At 65.4% G+C, this 17,526-nt stretch carries 19 protein-coding genes and 1 pseudogene; all 20 read right to left on the bottom strand.

The window, feature by feature from the left end; all coding sequences use genetic code 11:
* Positions 1-9: 9 nt before the first annotated feature.
* The 20 genes and pseudogenes from ABLV49_RS26035 to ABLV49_RS10315 all read right to left on the bottom strand — a co-directional run bounded on the left by ABLV49_RS26035 (position 10) and on the right by ABLV49_RS10315 (position 17,518).
* Positions 10-1,316 (bottom strand): annotated as a pseudogene (locus tag ABLV49_RS26035) (sensor histidine kinase).
* A gap of 69 nt (positions 1,317-1,385) precedes the next feature.
* Positions 1,386-2,843: a nickel-dependent hydrogenase large subunit gene (locus tag ABLV49_RS10405; RefSeq protein ID WP_349281543.1), complete on the bottom strand. Its 1,458-nt coding sequence runs from the start codon at positions 2,841-2,843 to the stop codon at positions 1,386-1,388.
* Positions 2,844-2,850: 7 nt separating this feature from the next.
* On the bottom strand, positions 2,851-3,861 hold the full coding sequence (locus ABLV49_RS10400; protein ID WP_011801345.1) for an NADH ubiquinone dehydrogenase: 1,011 nt from the start codon (positions 3,859-3,861) through the stop codon (positions 2,851-2,853).
* 2 nt (positions 3,862-3,863) lie between these two features.
* A complete protein-coding gene (locus ABLV49_RS10395; RefSeq protein ID WP_349281541.1) occupies positions 3,864-5,324 on the bottom strand; it encodes a sigma-54-dependent transcriptional regulator in 1,461 nt (486 codons plus the stop codon).
* The gene (locus ABLV49_RS10390; protein ID WP_349281539.1) at positions 5,321-7,129 is read right to left on the bottom strand and encodes an enoyl-CoA hydratase-related protein; all 1,809 of its coding nucleotides are present in this window, start codon (positions 7,127-7,129) and stop codon (positions 5,321-5,323) included. Before ABLV49_RS10390 ends, ABLV49_RS10395 begins: the two co-directional genes overlap by 4 nt.
* Complete coding sequence (locus tag ABLV49_RS10385) at positions 7,126-7,659, bottom strand: hypothetical protein (RefSeq protein ID WP_349281537.1); 534 nt, start codon at positions 7,657-7,659, stop codon at positions 7,126-7,128. Before ABLV49_RS10385 ends, ABLV49_RS10390 begins: the two co-directional genes overlap by 4 nt.
* Positions 7,660-7,688: 29 nt before the next feature.
* A complete protein-coding gene (gene hypE / locus ABLV49_RS10380; RefSeq protein ID WP_349281535.1) occupies positions 7,689-8,753 on the bottom strand; it encodes a hydrogenase expression/formation protein HypE in 1,065 nt (354 codons plus the stop codon).
* The gene (hypD, locus tag ABLV49_RS10375) at positions 8,750-9,895 is read right to left on the bottom strand and encodes a hydrogenase formation protein HypD (protein WP_349281533.1); all 1,146 of its coding nucleotides are present in this window, start codon (positions 9,893-9,895) and stop codon (positions 8,750-8,752) included. The genes hypE and hypD overlap by 4 nt, the downstream gene beginning before the upstream one ends.
* Positions 9,892-10,149 carry a HypC/HybG/HupF family hydrogenase formation chaperone gene (locus ABLV49_RS10370; RefSeq protein ID WP_349281532.1) on the bottom strand — a complete coding sequence of 86 codons (258 nt, stop codon included), beginning with the start codon at positions 10,147-10,149 and terminating at the stop codon, positions 9,892-9,894. The genes hypD and ABLV49_RS10370 overlap by 4 nt, the downstream gene beginning before the upstream one ends.
* Positions 10,140-11,357 carry a carbamoyltransferase HypF gene (locus ABLV49_RS10365; RefSeq protein ID WP_349281531.1) on the bottom strand — a complete coding sequence of 406 codons (1,218 nt, stop codon included), beginning with the start codon at positions 11,355-11,357 and terminating at the stop codon, positions 10,140-10,142. Before ABLV49_RS10365 ends, ABLV49_RS10370 begins: the two co-directional genes overlap by 10 nt.
* Positions 11,358-11,362: 5 nt before the next feature.
* Entirely contained in the window at positions 11,363-12,346 is a 984-nt protein-coding gene (gene hypB, locus ABLV49_RS10360; RefSeq protein WP_349281529.1) for a hydrogenase nickel incorporation protein HypB, read from the bottom strand.
* Positions 12,347-12,358: 12 nt separating this feature from the next.
* Entirely contained in the window at positions 12,359-12,706 is a 348-nt protein-coding gene (locus ABLV49_RS10355) for a hydrogenase maturation nickel metallochaperone HypA (protein WP_349281527.1), read from the bottom strand.
* Complete coding sequence (locus ABLV49_RS10350) at positions 12,699-13,871, bottom strand: hypothetical protein (protein WP_349281525.1); 1,173 nt, start codon at positions 13,869-13,871, stop codon at positions 12,699-12,701. Before ABLV49_RS10350 ends, ABLV49_RS10355 begins: the two co-directional genes overlap by 8 nt.
* On the bottom strand, positions 13,864-14,412 hold the full coding sequence (hybE, locus tag ABLV49_RS10345; protein WP_349281524.1) for a [NiFe]-hydrogenase assembly chaperone HybE: 549 nt from the start codon (positions 14,410-14,412) through the stop codon (positions 13,864-13,866). Before hybE ends, ABLV49_RS10350 begins: the two co-directional genes overlap by 8 nt.
* A gap of 3 nt (positions 14,413-14,415) precedes the next feature.
* Positions 14,416-14,658 (bottom strand): rubredoxin, encoded by a 243-nt coding sequence (locus tag ABLV49_RS10340; protein WP_349281522.1) that lies wholly within the window; start codon positions 14,656-14,658, stop codon positions 14,416-14,418.
* Entirely contained in the window at positions 14,655-15,521 is an 867-nt protein-coding gene (locus ABLV49_RS10335; protein ID WP_349281520.1) for a hydrogenase expression/formation protein, read from the bottom strand. The genes ABLV49_RS10340 and ABLV49_RS10335 overlap by 4 nt, the downstream gene beginning before the upstream one ends.
* An 18-nt stretch (positions 15,522-15,539) precedes the next feature.
* Positions 15,540-16,049, bottom strand: coding sequence for a hydrogenase (locus tag ABLV49_RS10330; RefSeq protein WP_349281519.1), 510 nt, complete (start codon positions 16,047-16,049; stop codon positions 15,540-15,542).
* Positions 16,050-16,071: 22 nt separating this feature from the next.
* On the bottom strand, positions 16,072-16,395 hold the full coding sequence (locus ABLV49_RS10325) for a HypC/HybG/HupF family hydrogenase formation chaperone (protein ID WP_349281517.1): 324 nt from the start codon (positions 16,393-16,395) through the stop codon (positions 16,072-16,074).
* Positions 16,396-16,402: 7 nt separating this feature from the next.
* Positions 16,403-17,074, bottom strand: a complete 672-nt coding sequence (locus tag ABLV49_RS10320; protein WP_349281515.1) for a HyaD/HybD family hydrogenase maturation endopeptidase — start codon at positions 17,072-17,074, stop codon at positions 16,403-16,405.
* Between the two features lie 21 nt (positions 17,075-17,095).
* Complete coding sequence (locus ABLV49_RS10315) at positions 17,096-17,518, bottom strand: HigA family addiction module antitoxin (RefSeq protein WP_349281513.1); 423 nt, start codon at positions 17,516-17,518, stop codon at positions 17,096-17,098.
* Between the last annotated feature and the right edge of the window lie 8 nt (positions 17,519-17,526).

The raw sequence follows: 17,526 nt of genomic DNA, 5'->3' as shown, positions 1-17,526 counted from the left end.
GCCTGATATTCAGGAGGCAACAGGCAGTTCAAGCAAGAACTCGGCGCCACCACCAGGGTGGTTGCTGACGCTCAACACGCCACCGTGCTGTTCCACGATGCCATAGCTGATCGACAAGCCCAGGCCAGTTCCCTTGCCCACGGGCTTGGTGGTGAAAAATGGATCAAAAATACGTGACAAGTGTTCTGCCGCGATGCCCGGGCCGTTGTCACGAAGACGCAGGCGCACACGATTCCCGGTCGAATCCATACCACTTTTTCCGCATCGGCATTGCCTGTCATCGCGTCTTGTGCGTTTTGCAAGAGGTTCATCAAGACCTGCTGCAGTTGACCAGAACTGCCCGTCACGGTCAAAGGAGGTCCAGGCTGCCATTTCACCTGAAAACTGGGGGCTGCGCCTTTGCCGACCCAGTGAATGGCGCGCTTGATGACCTCATTCAAATCGACCGGCACCCGAGCTTCCGGGTCCATGGCCGAAAAACGCTTGAGCCCATTGACAATATTGGCCGTGCGCTGCGCGCCTTCGAGCGTGCCCTCGATGAGCGACGGCAGATCATTCAGCATGTGGTCGATGCGCAGCCTGCCGCGCAGTTCTTCGAGCTGCTCGCTGCTTTCGCCCGCATGCACGGCCGCCACGTACTGGCGCAGGCGGTCGCAATAGCGGCTCAGCGCATGCACATTGCCCAGCACAAAACTGATGGGATTGTTTAGCTCATGCGCCACGCCGGCCACCAGGCGGCCCAGCGAGGCCATCTTTTCAGAATGCAGCAGTTGCTGCTGGGCGCGCTTGAGGGCTTCATGGGCGCTGCGCAGCTCATGGTAGGCGCGCTTGATCTCGGCCGTGGGCCGGGCCACGAACACCGTGCCCACGCGGCGTCCGCTGGCAGCCACGCGGGGGGTGCAGTTGGCATCGACCGGCACGCTCTGGCGCTGGGCGTCGAGCAGGTTCAGCTCCAGTCCTTCGCCACGTCGCGGCGGGTTGGTGTTGTCCAGCACGGTGCGCGCCCGCTCCACGCTGACGGGGTCAGCCAGCAAGTCATAAAAGGAGGTGCCGTGCAGTTCGGCCTCGGCGCGGCCCACCAGTTCGCACAGCGCGGCATTGGTTTCCTCGATCACGCCGCGCTCGTTGCACACCAGCAGTACGTCGGACATGGCCGAAAGCACGCTGAGGATGAACTGCTGGGACTGCTCCAGCTCGGCATTTTTCTTCTCCAGCTCGATTTCGTCGTCGATGAGCTGCGAATACACCTCGTCCATTTTCTGGATCACGTCCACCCAGGTGGACTCGTCCAGGCCCTCCATGGCGTTGCCCGGCATCAGGCTTTCCAGACCGGGCGGCCGGCCGTGGGCAGCGTCAGGGTTTGATGAGGCGGGCATGCGCTATTTTCAATGCACCGTACACACCATGCAAGGGTCGAACGAGCGCACGATATGCTGCACCGAGACTGGCGTGGCTTCGCCCGGCTGTACCAGGGCGCCTTCCAGCGCCTGCTCCAGTGCGCCCGGCGTGCCCGCCTTGTCACGCGGTGAAAAGTTCCAGGTCGTCGGGGCCACGATCTGGTAATTGGCGATCCGGCCCCGGCTGGCCACCACCCAGTGGCCCAGGCTGCCGCGCGCGGCTTCGCTCAGGCCGACGCCCACGCCTTCGGTAAAAGCCGGACTTGGCACGCAATAAGGCGCGTTGGGCTGCAATTGCCGCAGCCAGTTTTCCATCATGGGCACCACGCGGGCCAGTTCCAGCACGCGGGCCAGTACCCGTGTGTAAACCGTGCCGCCATGGCGCCGCACCGCATCGAGCTCCAGCGGATGAGCCGCCGCCAGCTGCCGGGCAATGGCGCCGGTCTCGATCACCTGCCCGGCCAGGCGGGGCGCCTTGTTCCAGGTGTAGGCATCGGGTTTGTCAATATCGGGCAGCGTGATGCCTTCGACAGGATGGCGCGGCCCGGCGACATCGGACAGCCAGGCATGGGTCGCGTCTTCGCGGATGCCACTCACGTCAAGCGGCATCAAGCTGCCCGTGCTGGCAAGCCAGACCCCACTGCCGAATTCAAAGCCGCCGCCCGGCTGCGGATAGGCCCCGTAACTCAGGTAGCGGCCCGGCCCCGGCCCCAGGCTGGCGAGTCCAGCGCTTTGCACCATGCTCAGGAACAGCCGGAAATCACCACGCCACGGATCCTGGGCATGCCAGTCCCACAGGGCTTGCTCGCTGTCCAGGCCGGTGATCAGCTCCAGCGGCGCGGCGAACAGCTCGCGCTCCAGGAAGCTGCGGAATTCGCGCACCTTCGCCAGCAGGCGAATCCGTTCGGCCGCTTCCACCGGGCGGGTCGAGCCGCCGGCTTCGATGCTCTGGGTGTGCGGCCATTTTCCGGCCAGCGTGCCGAGCAGCGTGAACCAGCGCTGGCGCGCGGCAATGGCAGAACGCGTCTGCTCGCCCGTCTGCGGGGCAAAGCGGCGCAAGGCCTCGGCATGCCATGGCTGCCGGGCATACACCGGCCGGGTGAAGTCGGGCATGAAGAACAGGTAGAAATGCGTCAGGTGGTCAGCCAGGTTTTCGGTGGCCAGCATCACATTGGTGACATGCTGGCCATTGGGCGGGGGCTGGATGCCGCCCAGGCTGGCCAGGGCGCGGGCGCAGGCCACCGACTGGGACACCGAGCAGATGCCGCAGATGCGCGGCACATAGACCAGCGCATCGTGCGGGTTCTTGCCCTGCAGGATCTGCTCGAACCCCCGGTACATCGGGGCATTCACCCGGGCGGAGGTGACCCGCCCGTCATCAATGTCCAGCGTGACTTCGAGGTCACCCTCGACGCGGTTAAAGGGGCCGACAAGCAGGCGGGTCATTTCATGCTCATTTCAGGCGTGTCTTGCGGGCCAAGGGCGCCACCACCAGATGGTCGGCCACGGCATTGAGCTTGACCCGCCGGGGCGTGGCGGATTTGGACAGCGATGCCAGCGCCACGAACCAGGCCTTGGGCATGTCGGTCGGCAGGCCAATCGGGATGCCGGCAAACTTGGGCGTTTCGTGGAACGGATGGCCAGGCTCCTGAAAGCCGGGTTCGGTGCAGGCGATGCAGGCATAGCCGCCGCGCGTGCAGGAGCCCTCGCCATTCCACAGGCGGGTGTTGCAGTCGGCATGCACCTGCGTTCCCTTGCAGCCCCGGTGTTCCATCATGCAGCCCAGGTCTGACGGCTTTTCGGCGCTGGCCTTGTACTCGTAGTATTCGTTGCGGGTGCAGCCGTGATGCACCAGCTGGTCGGCATAAAAGCGCGGCCGGCCCAGCGTATCCAGGTCGGCGTCGCCCAGGGTCTCGCTGGCCAGGGCCATCAGGCTGTCAATGACCCAGCCCGGATGGGTTGGGCAGCCGGCAATGTTGATCACCGGCAGGCCGCTGGCAGAGCGGAACTCGCTGCCCAGCAAGCCGCCGGGACGGTCATCTTCATACTGCAGGCCACAGGCGTCGGTCGGGTTGCTGCCGCCGGCGGTGACGCCGCCCCAGGCTGCGCAACTGCCCACGGCCACCACATGACGCGCCTGCGCCGCCAGTTGCCTGACCCAGTGAATCATCGGAATGCCCGTGCCGGCCAGCACATGAAAGCGGCCGCTGCCGTGCGGGCCGCGCAGCAGCGAGCCTTCGATGCACAGCGCATCCAGCCGCACCTGGCCGGACACGATTTGCTCCAGCAGGCCAATCAGTTCATGGCCGCTTTCCAGCGACAGGGACGGATGCCACAGCAGGTGAATTCCGGCGTCACGCAGGTGGCCATGGAAATCGGTGGTGTCGGCGCACAGCAGCGACATGCTGCAGCCGCCGCAGCCGCCCGACTGCAGCCAGAGCACATTGAAGGCCGGGTTGGTCATGATTAGCCCTCCAGTCCGAAACGGACCATTTTGCCGCGCAGGCCGACCCGCGACAGGCCCAGCTCCCTGGCGGCATGGGTCTTGTTCCAGCGGTGACGCAGCAGTGTTTCGCGCAGCACCATGGTTTCAATCGCATCGAGCCGCTCGCTCAGGGTGCCGCTGCTCGGCAGCGACAGCGCCTGGTCGGCGGCCTGGCTGCTGGCGGCCAGACCGGCCTGGCCGTGCAGCACGCGCAATGAAAAGGTCTGCGCCTGAATCTCGTCCCCGTCGCTCAAGGCCACGGCGCGGGCAATCTCATTGCGCAGTTCCCGGATATTGCCGGGCCACGGGTAGCCCATCAGGCAGGCCAAGGCCTCGTCATTGAGCGTGGCGCCTGGCCGGCCAAGCTCGGCGCCGACATCGCGCACCAGGCGCCGGGCAATCGGCGCGATGTCTCCCGCGCGCTCGCGCAGCGGCGGCACGGTGATCGACACGCCGGCCAGGCGGTAGTACAGGTCTTTGCGGAACAGGCCCTCATGCACCCGCTGCTCCAGGTCGCGGTGGGTGGCGGCAATCACCCGGACATTGACCGGAACGGGACGTGCCGCCCCCACCGGCCGCACCTCGCCTTCCTGCAACACCCGCAACACCCTTACCTGAAAAGCCGGGGAGGTCTCGCCGATCTCGTCCAGGAAAACCGTGCCGCCGTTGGCCCGCTGAAAGAGTCCCGGGCGATCTTCATAGGCGCCGGTGAAGGAGCCGCGCTTGTGGCCGAACAGTTCGGACTCCAGCAATGTGTCAGGAATGGCCGCGCAGTTTTCCACCACGAACGGGCCGCCTCCGCGCGGACTGGCGTAGTGAATGGCACGGGCTATCAGCTCCTTGCCGCTGCCGGACTCACCCAGCACCAGCACGCTCAGGTCATAGCGCGCCACCCGCTCGGCCATGCTGCAGACCGCATTCAAGGGACTGTTCGACCCGCGTTCGATACGCTCAAAGTCAAAGACACTGCGCGCCTGCGCCAGCTTGTGGGCGACCCGCTGGCGCAGCACCGGCGTGCTGGTGCGCAGTTCCAGGTCCAGCTGGTTCATGCTGCGCTGCAGGGTTTGCGCCTCGGCGGCCGTGCGCACGGTTTGCAGCAGGTGGTCCGGCACCCAGGGCTTCAAAATGTACTGGTAGATGCCTGCGTCATTGATGCCGGCGATGATGTCTTCGGTGTCGGTATAGCCGGAAATCACGATGCGCACCGTGTCCGGCCAGCGCTCGCGCACCTCTTTCAGAAAAGCCACGCCGGTCAGCCCGGGCATGCGCTGGTCACACAAGATCACACTGACCGCGTGGCGTTCCAGCAGGGCTCTGGCCTCGTCGGCATCGCTGGCTGTGAACACGGTGAAGTCTTCATCGAGCGTTCGCCGCATGGCAGCCTGCGAATGCACTTCGTCGTCCACCACGAGGATGCTGGGCAGTGAATCAGAGAGGTTCATGAACGGTGAATCGCCAAATGCCGGGGCGTCCAGGCATGTGCCAGCTTGTGCACGAAGTGAAAACGGGCCATATGGTAGCTGGGATCAAATCCGTAGAAGTTTCGGTGCATCCGGGACAATTCTTCCTGGCGGTAGTGCGCCAAAGGCCGTGTCGCTTCATCGCTGGCACGCTGCTCCTGCTTGCGGAGCAAATGTTCCGGCAAATTGTAGGCGTTGGCCAGCGCTTGGGCCTGCTCCCGAAAAATCCCTTCAAATTCCGCTGCCGTGCACTCAAAGCAGCGGTCGATCAACCCTATCTCCTGGGCCGCTGGTGCAGACACCGGCAGGCGCTGCTGCATCAGCTGCTGGGCCGCCTTTTGGCCCAGGCGCCTGGGCAGAAGATAGGTCCAGTATTCAGAGCCATACAGATTGCCCATGTTCTTGTAATGCGGATTGAGCAGCACACCTTGGTGCGACCAGACCTCGTCAGCCGCCAGGGCCAGAAAAGCGCCGCCGGCCCCGGCATTGCCGCGAAGCACGGCCACGGTGATCCGGTCCGTCGTGGTGATCAGGGCCTGGGCCACGTCGTTCATGGCATTGATGTTGTGCCAGGACGCGTCGGCGGCGCTGCCTGTGCCGTCTTCCCCCAGGCCATGGGCCGCTGCCTCAATGCAGTTCAGGTGGATTCCATTGCTGAAAAAGTCACTGCCACCCAGCAGCAGCAGAACCTTCAGCGGCTTGTGCCTGACTTCCTGCAGCGCGGCCAGCAGTGCCTTGCATTGCCGCGAGGACATGGCCCCGTTGTAGAAGTCAAAGGACAGGTAGCCGACCCGGGCCTGCGGCGGGCCTGATTCGGCGTAATGCAGTTCGGCCCATTCGGCCGGGTCGCGTTCCAGCGCCACGGCAAGCTCGGGCAGTGCCGCGCAGTGCCGGGCCAGCGCCATGGCCGTCGGCAGCTTGAACCGGGGCGCAGGAAACCCGCCCGCACCCGAACCTGAATCACCCGCCGTGTCAAGCAGGCAGGCCTGGCCAATCCACAGGCCACCGTCCACCGTCGCGCGCAGCACGGCGCCGTCTCGCTGCGCCAGCACGGCACCGGCCGCGGCACCGGGGAACGACTGCATGAGTTCCGGGGTGGCGGCATGCCCATCCCAGATCCGGCAGGGCTGATCGAACAGCCGGTCCACCACGCCAGGCTGGCCATCGGCGCTGTGCAATCGGGCCAGTGCCTGGGCCGTGGTACGAGATGTCCAGTCAATCGCACGGTCGGCCTGCCTGACCAGCGGGCGCCAGCGGACCGATGCAGGCGCAAGACCGGCACCTTTTGCCCCGGCAGACGCTGATTCGGGGGCTGTGCCAGCAATGAAACTGCGCACGGCCTGCAGCATGGCAGTTTCTGCAGCATCAGCCACTTCATGGCGGTAGAGGCTGCCTTTGGTTGCATCCCGCATGGCAAATTCTGCGCTGGCCCACACCGGGCCGGCGTCATAGTCATGAGTAGCCTGCAGCACCGTGACGCCCCAGCGCCGGGCGCCATCGAGCAGCGCCCAGTCCAGCGCACTCGGACCCTGGTCGCCCGGTGGTCCGGGATGCACGATCAGGCAGGGCTGGCGACGCCACACCGTTTCGGGGATGCGGCGTTTCAAAAACGGAGCCACCAGCAAGTCGGGCTTGAAGAGCGCAACCGCTTCTTCGGTCACGCTGTCTGAAATATCCAGCTCCACCGACACCTGGTGGCCCTCGGCCTTGAGCGCTACAAACAGGCGCTGGCTCAGGCTGTTGAAGCTGTGGCACAGCAGCAGGATGCGCAATACCGGCGATATCATGGCCGCAAGCCCTCCAGCAGCTTGACCGCCGCTTTTTTCCCCTGGTACATGGCGATTTTTGTTTCCAGCGCATTGATGGCCGCCAGAAAACTGGCGTCGGAATCGGCTTTCATCAGGGGAGCCAGCACCGTCATCAGATCGGGGCCAAAAGACGGGGCCAGGCGAACCATGACCTGGCGGCGCACGGCATTCCAGCGCACGATCTTGTCATTGGCATCCGGCGGCGCAGGTGGGACAGCTTCTTTGCCAGGGGAGGCCGGTGGTTCGGACTGGACCGGCGGCGGGCTGGATGCTGCAGCGCGGGCAGGCTTCGAGGTTTCCAGGCGTTCGACCAGCCCCAGCCCCTGAAGGACTTCCAGGGGCGGCAGGATGTCGCGCCCCAGCTTGCGCTCCACAGCCGCCAGCGAATCCATGCCGTTGATCAAAATGAGCATGGAGCGCGCTGCCGCATCCAGTCCGGCAGCGCGCATTTTCAGTTCGTCCCAGCCCTTGGTGGACTTTTTATAGACGCCGTTCAGGTTTGTCTCCATCTGGCTTGCTCCCGGTTAACAGTTAACAGTTAACAGATGCGTGGAAGCTGCTCGCCGCTCAGCCAGTCCACCACGCGGCGGCCGCCAAACCGGGTGTTCATCTGCACGAAGTGATGCGCATCCTCGGTCACCACGCCAATGCGGGCGGCGGCCCTGCCTTGCGGATGCGCCCGCATGGCGGCCAGCACCGCATCGGCGGCTTCGGGCGCGCAGATGGCAATGAGCTTGCCTTCGTTGGCGATGTACAGCGGGTCCAGCCCCAGCAGTTCACAGGCCGCGTCCACCTCGGGCAGGACGGGGATGGCCGACTCCTCCAGCATCATGCCGGCGCGCGACTGGCGCGCCACTTCGTTGAGCGTGGTGGCCAGCCCGCCGCGCGTCGGGTCGCGCAGCACCCGCACGTCGCCCGGTGCGGCCAGCAGCATGGCGGCCACCAGGGTGTGCAGGGCGCAGGTATCGGACTGAATCGTGGTTTCAAACTCCAGCGATTCGCGCTGCGACAGCACCGCCACGCCGTGCTCGCCGATGGTGCCCGACAGCAGCACCACGTCGCCGGGCCGGGCGTTGCTCCCGGCAATGTCCACGCCGGGCGCTACCACGCCCAGCCCGGTGGTGCTGATGAACACGCCATCGCCCTTGCCGCGCTCGACGACCTTGGTGTCGCCGGTGATGACGGGTACGCCCGCTTCCCTGGCCGCCAGCGCCATCGAATCGACGATGCGCTTGAGGTCGGCCAGCGGGTAGCCTTCTTCGAGGATGAAACTGGCCGTGAGGTACAGCGGCTTCGCGCCGGACATGGCCACGTCGTTCACCGTTCCATGCACGCTCAGGCAGCCCACGTCACCGCCCGGAAAAAACAGCGGCGACACCACATGGCCGTCGGTCGCCATCACCAGCCGTGCGCCAGCAGGCAGGGGAGGCGGTGCGAACACCGCACCGTCGTTGCCCTGGCGCAAAAATTCGTTGTCGAAGGCGGCCAGGAACAGCTCCTCGATCAACTGGGCCGCCGACCGTCCACCGGCGCCGTGGCCCATGTCGATGCAGCCGTGGCGAATGTCCAGCGGCCGGATGTAGGCTTTTTTAACCGGGCTCATATTGATTCCACCACGACGGGAATGTCCCGGAAACGGCCATAGGAATAATGGGCGGCGCAGGCCCCCTCGCTGGACACCATGCACGAACCCACCGGGTTTTCCGGCGTGCAGACAGTGCCGAAAATTTTGCAGTCGGTCGGTTTCTTGACGCCGCGAAGAATTGCCCCACACTCGCAGGCCTTGTTGTCGGCCACCGGCTGGTAGCTCAGGTCAAAGCGGCATTCAGCGTCAAACTGCGCATAGCTGGGCCTGATCTTCAGCGCGCTGTAGGGTACTTCCCCCAGCCCGCGCCACTCGAACGTGGTGCGCAACTCGAAAATCTCCGACACCAGCGCCTGGGCCTGCAAATTGCCGCCCCGCGAGACCACGCGGGAAAATTCGTTTTCCACCTCGGCCCGCCCTTCATTGACCTGGCGCACCAGCATCAGCACCGCCTGCATCACATCGAGCGGCTCGAAGCCGGCGATCACCACCGGCTTGCGGTATTCGTCCGAGAAATGTTCATAGGGCTGCGAGCCAATCACGATGCTGACATGGGCCGGCCCGACAAAGCCGTCAATTGGCACCGTGCCGTACTGGCGCACTTCGGGCGACTCCAGGATATGGGTGATGGCCGACGGCGTGAGCACATGGCAGCACAGCACGCTGAAATTTTTCAGCTGCGCCCGCTGGGCATCGCGAATGGCCAGCGCGGTGGGCGGCGTGGTGGTTTCAAAGCCAATGGCGAAAAAGACCACTTCGCGTTCGGGATTCTGGCGGGCAACTTCCAGCGCATCGGCGGCTGAGTACACCATGCGGATGTCGCCCCCACGGGCCTTGGCCTTGACCAGCGACAGGCTGTTGGAGGCGGGCACACGCATGGTGTCGCCGTAGGTGCAGACAATCACGCCGAACTCCAGCGCCAGCTTGATGGCCAGATCAATCCGGCCAATCGGCAGCACGCACACCGGGCAGCCCGGGCCATGCACCATGCGCACATTGGGCGGTAGCATCCCGGCGATGCCATAGCGTGAAATGGCGTGGGTGTGGCCGCCGCAAAATTCCATGAAACTGTACTGTCGCTCCGGCTGCACTTCCTCGGCCAGCCGGGCGCTGATTTTGCGGGCGATGTCGCCATCGCGGAATTCGTCAATGTATTTCATGCGGCGGCTTTCGTGGAGGGTGAAACACGGTCGTTGTCGGCCTCGGCCAGTTCGCCGAACATGGCCAGGGTGCGGGCGGCCTCTTCAGGGTCTATTTTTCCAATGGCGTGGCCGACATGAACGATGACGTAGTCGCCGACCTCGACCGTTTCGATCAGGGCAATGGAGATGGTCTTTCGGATGCCGCCCAGGTTGACGATGGCTTGCTCGCCGGGCAGCAGCTCGACGAGCTGGGCAGGAATGGCTAGGCACATGAAGGACTTTCAGAAGGAAGAAGTGAAGTGAGGGGCTCAACGGATGCAATCTCGCCGGCCAGGCTGAAACCGGGGATGTGTAACTGCTGAGCCACGACCCAGGCCTGGCCCAGCGCCAGGCCGGCGTCGCCGCAGGAATTCGTTTGAGGCCGGCAGACCCGCAAGCCATGGCTCTGCAGCCGGCGCGTGACTTCGCGGGTCAGGATGGCATTCATGAAGCAGCCGCCACCCAGGCAGATGACCCGGCACCCAGCCTGCCGGGCCGCATGGGCCGCCCAGTCGGCCAGCGCATACGCCAGGGCCAGATGAAACCAGGCCGCCGCCGCACCGACCTTGTCCGCCGCTTCTGGCCAGTCCAGCAAGGCGCAAAGCAGGGGGCGAATATCGAGCACGCTGGTGTCGGTCTTGAGGACCGATTCGTGGCGCGTCATCACCGCGTCCGCTGCCTGACCCGCATCAAGCCAGCGGGCCGCCTGCTGCTCCAGCGCAATGGCGGCTTCGGCTTCGGTCTGTTCCAGCAGATGCAGGCCAAGGGCTGCGGCGGCGGCATCGAACCAGCGCCCGACGCTGGTCGTAGCCGGGCAGTTCAGGCCGGTTTCCAGCAGGCGCTGGATCATCCGGGCTGGACCGGCGCCCACGGCCGCCGACAGGCGCGGCTCGATCTCGGTGCTGCGTCCCAGCGCATGCAGGACCGAGGCCAGCATGCGCCATGGCATGCGCGCGGCCGCATCCCCGCCCGGCAGGCCCAGCGGCCACAGGTGACCCAGCCGCTTCCAGCCGCCGGGCGCGACCCACAACAATTCGCCGCCCCAGGCCGTGCCATCGGTACCCAGCCCCACGCCGTCCAGCGCCAGGCCGATGACCGGCTCGTTCAGGCCATGCTCGGCCATGACCGCGCCGATGTGGGCATGGTGGTGCTGCACCCCGATGGCACTGACCTGCCATTCCCCGGCCAGCGCCAGGGCCAGCCGGGTGCTGTAGAAGTCAGGGTGCAGGTCGTGGGCAATGGCCGCTATCGGCTGGCTGGACCGTGCGGCCAAATCTCGCACCGATGCCTCCAGGGCGCAGCACGCCTGGGCATCGCGCAAGTCGCCGTGCAGGACAGACCCGTGAGCGCCGGCCATGTCGAGCAGGCAGGCGGTGTTCTTCAACCATGCGCCGACCGCCAGCACGGGGCGGAATGATGGCGACGGCACCGGGTTTGGCATGGTGTTCAGGCTCCAGCGCTTGCGGCGTGCGCTGCGGCCAGTTCGGCTTCGAGTGCAGCGATGCGCTGGCGCAGCACGGCCTCGGTCGTGCCGTGGCTGGCGGAATCGACGTGTCCGTGGGAGTGGTCAGGCTGCCCATCCATCGCATGCTCCAGCCAGTGCAGCCAGGCGTCCATGCCCGCGCCCGTGGTGGCCGAGATCTGGATGATTTCAATGCCCGGGTTGACGCGCCGCGCAAACTCGATGCAGCGCTGCACGTCAAACTGCAGGTGCGGCAGCAGGTCCACCTTGTTGAGCACCATGAGGCGGGCAGCGGCAAACATGTCGGGGTACTTGAGCGGCTTGTCCTCGCCTTCGGTGACCGACAAAATCGCCACCTTGGCCAGTTCGCCCAGATCCCAGGCGGCGGGGCAGACCAGGTTGCCGACGTTCTCGATGAACAGCAGGCTGTGGTCATGGCCATGGTGATGAGCAGCTTCATGGTTGCCGTGCGAGTGCAGGCGCCCAAACGCCTCGGCCACCATCGGTGCATCCAGATGACAGCCTTTGCCGGTGTTGACCTGAATCGCCGGGGCACCGGTGGCGCGGATGCGGTCGGCATCAAAACTGGTTTGCTGGTCGCCTTCAATGACCGACACCGCCAGCCCCGGATGCCGCTGCTTCAAGGCATGGATGGTGGCGCACAGCAAGGTGGTCTTGCCCGAACCGGGGCTGGACACCAGGTTCAGCGCGGTCACGCCGTGCGCCTCGAAATGCAGGCGGTTCTGGCGGGCGATGCGGTTGTTGGCACCGAGGATGTCGGTTTCGAGCCTGATGGCGCGCTCCTGGCTCATTCCGGGCACCGACACACGCGCCGAACCCGAGCCAAAGTGCAGGTCGCCGGTCTGCGCATTGACCTGCGGCGCCGACGCTGCAGGCAAAGGGGCGGGTTCGTGGCGATGCTCGTGAATTTTCTCGCCGCTGTCGGCGCAACCGCAAACTACACACATGATTCAATTCCTTTATTCATCGGCTACCAACATATCAATCACACGCAATTCAGTGCCGCCGGTGGGCTGCAACTGGTAACTGCCGCATTCGGTGCATGCCATGCCGCGTGCCGCCAGGACGACGGTCTGGCTGCAGGTCATGCACCAGGCCTGCCCGGCAGGCTCTTCGAACTCCAGGCGCGCACCTTCCAGATGGGTTCCCGGCGCAATCGCTTCCAGCGCAAACTTCAGGGCGCGCAACTCGACGCCGGCCAGTTGGCCGACTTCGAGCCGCAGCACGGTCACGCGCCGAAAGGCCTCGCGCCGTGCGGCATCTTCGACCAGTTTCAAAATCCCGCCGGCCAGGCTGGCTTCATGCATCACATTTCTCCTTCGGCAGGGGCGACGGGCTCAACGTGAACCTGACGCAGGGGTCAAAGGCCGCCATCAAGGCAAGGATACGCTGCTCAAGCTGCGGCGTGAGGCCGGTCGGCAGGGTGGCCAGCACCTGGGCCACCGCGCCTTGGGGGTGGAAATTCCATTCCGTGGGCGCCACCACGCGGCAGGCCAGCACGCGCGCGTCAAGGCCTGGGCCATCTAGCTGCACCGAGTGGACCAGCAGGCCGCGCGCCATCTCGATCCAGGCCAGTCCCTCGTTGTCGCCCAGGCAGACACTGCCGGCCTGCAGCCAGTACGAGCCGTTGCGCCTGGCCTCGTCAGGCAACGACAACCTGACCAGTTCCGCCAGTCTGGCGCCCAGTCGCAGCCAGGGGGTGTCAAAGCGCTCCGGGGCGTGCTGGTTCAGCCGGGTCCATGGTCCTGTTTCCGCGCAGTGGCCGCGCCAAAGCGGCTGCCGGGTGAATGACGGCGTGCTGCGCAAATCACCGGCCAGTGCCAGCAAGTCCTGGCCGGAGGCATGCGCCCGCAGTGCTGGCGCGCCGGGCATTGCCAGGTCCGCCACGGACTTGCAGCCTTGCAGCAATTCGGGCAGCCACAAAGGCGTGCTGGCGCACCAGGCACTCATGAAGTCGTGCGGATTACATTCCCATTGCCTGAGCCATTGCCGGGCGGGCATTCCCAGCAGTTGCCGACCCAGCCACGCTTCCAGGCCGGGGAAATTCAGGGGTTGCCCGGCAGGGGATGCGCCCACGGACAAAGGGCAAGCCTGCAAGGCCTTCAATGCCAGTGTCTGAGTGCGGCAGGAAGCCTCGGGAGTTCCCGTTAACTGTCGCGGCCAGTCCAGGCCAATGCGGCGCAGATGCTCGCGCAGCGTCTCGGTTTGCAGCGTGCTGCGGGCGGTGTCAGTCAGCGATCCCGTTTGACCGCCAGCGGCCTGTAGGGCCAGGCTGGCGCACAGCCGGTGCGCCTGTCCACACAGGTTGAAAAGACTGGCCAGGAGGTCAGGAAGCGTGCTGGCAGGCTTTCCCTGGGTGAGGTGCGCCACCCAGTCCGGACGGGTGTTGAGCAGATTTCCGGGTGCGGCCAGCCCTGGGCGAACCGTCAGGGCGCCTGCCAGCTGGTCCAGCGAAAGTGAAGCCTCAGCCACGGCCGGCCTCCCCTCTGCCGGGCGCAGCCACGTTGCTGGATCGCCCAAAGAGGAAGGCGCGGCGCGCAGGGGCTTGCGGCAAGGCCGCCTGGGCCGCAGTGCTCGCCGGTTGCCGCAACATGTCCAGCACGGCCTGGGCCGTGGCCACGGCGGCCTGGTGATTTTCAAATTCAAAAACCGGGGAGAACAGGGAACAGGCTTCATAGCTGCCAAAGTCGTCTTCGTGCGCAGCAATGAACTCGAAACATTCACGCCCGACGTAGCGCGGCACCTTGCCGCCCACCTGCTTCGCGAGGTCCAGGCGCCGCAGCGGCAGCCAGACCAGGTTCATGAACCAGGGCGTGATGAGCACGCCGACGCCGGAGGCAGGAGCTTCGGGGTCGGATGCGTCGGCCTGAACCAGCTCAAACCCCACGGCCTCCACCTGCACGGCAGGGTTCAGCAGCGGAATGCCTTGCATGCGCGTGCTGGCAATGTGCTGGTACAAGGCCGCCAGGGCCTTCACGCGCAGGCTGAGAACGGGGCTGTCAGTGCTGCGCATGGCTCATGCCTCGCCGGTGTCAAGCAACACCATGAACTGCTCGGCATCGCCGTCGCAGACCGGGCAGCGCCAGTGCGCCGGCAGGTCGGTGAAGGCCGTGCCGGGCTCGATCTGCCAGACTTCATCGCCCAGCGCGGGGTCATAGACCCACCAGCAGATCTTGCACTCCAGGCGCGCCGAGGCCGGCAGCTTGGCGCTGCTGCCCAGGTAGCTGCCTTCAAAGCGCGGCGCGCTGCTGGAGTTCATGCGTGTTCCACCCATTCGAGCACTTCCTTGAGGCGCTCATGGGAATCTTCCAGGTCTTCCCGCGCGGCCTGCGCCACGTCGGGCAGTTCAGTCACTTCGACGGTGTTCAGGATGACCAGGTCCTGCGAGTTGTAATACACCACGCGCCAGGTGTTGGGCATGCAGGTGTTGGTGATGCGGCAGTTGCCGTAGCCGCGCGACAGGATCAGCACCCGCCCGGTGCCCAGGTGGTGGTCCATGAAGCCGATATCTTCCGCCGACATCGGCAGCAGCGTCAGGTTGACGACGTAGGCGCTCTGGCCGGGTTTCCACAGCTTCCACTGGTCCTCGATTTCCGACAGCAGCAGGGGCGCGTTCTGCACATTGGGCGGGAGCGGGCCTTGCCAGCGCGGCATGCTTGCCTGCACGTCCTGCCGGGCCGTTTCTTTCAGGGCTTGCGGTACATAGCCCAGCTCGATGGTGTCGGACACCACCCGGCCATTGGCCGTCTGCACGACACGCCAGACGCCCGCAAACACCGACTCCTGCACACGCAGCTCGGTCGAGGCGTCGCCTTGGGTCGTCACCAGCGCGCTGACTTCGCCTTCGCCGAGCACGGTGTTGATGAGCTTGAGGTCGGCTTCGGGCAGCCCGTTCAGGCTCACGCTGCGGTTGCCGCCCTCCTTCAGGGCATGGCCCAGCTGGACCAGCGATTCGCGCAGCGCCGCGCAGGCCAGCACCAGGCTGGCCACCTCTTCGGGCTCGGGCAGAAGGGGCGCGCGGAAGGTTTCCATGCCCTGCGGCATCGGCATGTAGTCCAGCACGTCTTCTTCCGCCTGGCTGCCGGGGCCGATGGTTCGAACCGGAATGGGGAAATCTTTCATGGGGGTTTACCTCAGGTTTCAATGGCAGGAAGAATCGCTGGACTTGGCATTGGCGCTGACGACGGGAATGCCGATGGTCGGCGCGCGGGAAACCGGCATCGCCAGGGCGCGTTCGACTTCGTGTACATACTCCTCCCAGTCGTGCATGCCGGGCAGGGTGGTGACGTACTGGCCATCGCGCAGGAACAGCAGGGTTGGCCAGCGGTTCGAGCCGTAACGCCGCGCCAGGGCTTCTTCCTTGTCGCGCGGCACCACGGCGATTTCAAACCTGCGCGACGCCGAGCGGCGCAATTCGGGCAACACCACGGCCACATCCTGGCCTTCGGGAAAGCGCACCGCGTCGCCCGCCAGCAGGACCACCCGGTCGCCGCCGAGCGCGGCCCAGTCCTGAACGCTTTTTTCATCGACCCAGGTGGCACCGAAGTCCGTCACCAGCCGCTGCACCAGGGGTGAATCGGGCGGGACGGCCTTGGGTGGCTGCACAGGCAGCCTGACGAGGGTTTCGGAGCCTGATGTTTCGGTGTTCATGATGGTGGTTTCTCCAGACGGGTTAATAAATGCCGGTGGACAGTGCCAGCAACTGTTCACGGCTCATGCGGGACGGCAGTTCAAAGGCAACGTGGTCGAGCCGGTCCGGCGTGTTCGTTTCATGGCCCTGCAATACCGCCTCCAGCAGGTCCAGGGTTGCGTTGATTTCCTGCGCCCGCTGCGCGTCGATGCATTCCTGCGCGCTGTCCAGGAAAACCAGCAGCCAGTCGCCAGCCGCCACGCTGCCGACCAGGGCGGTGCGAACACGGCGCGCCTGGCCCCGGCCCTGGCAGTTGGCATGTCCCGGTTCCAGCGACAACACCTGCATGGGAATTCCGATACACATGGCGGCCTCAGGCAGTTTGCGGGGTGTCGGGGAAAAAGCGGTCATCGCCCGAGCGGCAGGCCAAGTCCTCGGAAGGGCGCTCGTCCTCATAGCGCAGCAGGTCCAGCTCGCAAAAAGTGACGGCGTCATGCACGCTCAGGGGCTGGGTGCGCAGCGTCGGCCTGGCGCCCCACTCGCGCAGGGTGGCCAGTCCGTGGGCCAGGGCGTCTTCGAGTGCCAGTTTCACGCGGGGCCGCAGGCTGCCGCCGTAATCTTCCAGGTACTCGGGCTGGCAGCCGATCAGCAGCACGGACCTGGGGTATTTTTCGGTCAGCATGGCCAGCGACAGGACTTCCTGAAAGCCGGTCTGGTGCAGGCTCATTTTCTTGGCGCCCATGAAGCGCGGCACGTCGTCGTCCTCGACCAGCTTCAGGGTGCCGGGCTCCAGGCCGTAATCGACGGCATCGAAGATCAGCAGGCGCGTCGCCTCCTGCACATGCTGGATCAGGTACAGCCCCTGCGTGCCGCCATCGATCAGGCTGACATGGGGGGCGAACTCGTAGCGCTGCTGCAAGGCCTCGATGCAGCGCACGCCAAAGCCTTCGTCGGCCCACAGGACATTGCCAATGCCCATCACGCAGATGGTCTCCTGCTTGTCACCATCCCCGTGACAGGCGCTTTCGGGCGGATTTTTGCGCATAAGGTGAACCTCGAAAAAATGTTATTGCGGACCGGAAAGCCGGCTTGAAAAGCGTGAGGAAGGCGCGACCCAGCGCATGGGCAAGCCCTGATGGGCCGGCACGCCGGCGACCAGCCGGCTTTGCTGCCGAAGCACCTTCCAGGCATGGAAGTTGTCCCAGGCCGCCTGCATCGCCAGCCAGAAAGCGGCATCGGTGCCAAAGGCCAGGGCGCAACGGATGGCGGTGTCGGGCGTCATGCTTCGGTGCCCCTGCACGATTTCATGCAGCCGACGGCGCGAAACGCCCAGCACCCGCGCCGCATCGGTTTGCGACAGTCCCATGGGCGCCAGGAAATAGCGGCGCAGGAAAAGCCCCGGATGCCATGGCGCACGCAATGGCACCCCCGCCGGGGCATAAGCCCGCGCGTGCGTTTCACGTTGTGCCTGCATGGACCGGGTTTGCATGATGCGCT

It is taken from the genome of Polaromonas hydrogenivorans, from assembly GCF_040105105.1.
In the GTDB taxonomy this organism is placed as follows: Bacteria; Pseudomonadota; Gammaproteobacteria; order Burkholderiales; family Burkholderiaceae_C; genus Polaromonas; species Polaromonas hydrogenivorans.
Note: the sequence above shows the minus strand (reverse complement) of the source record. Positions and strands in the feature narration are given on the sequence as shown.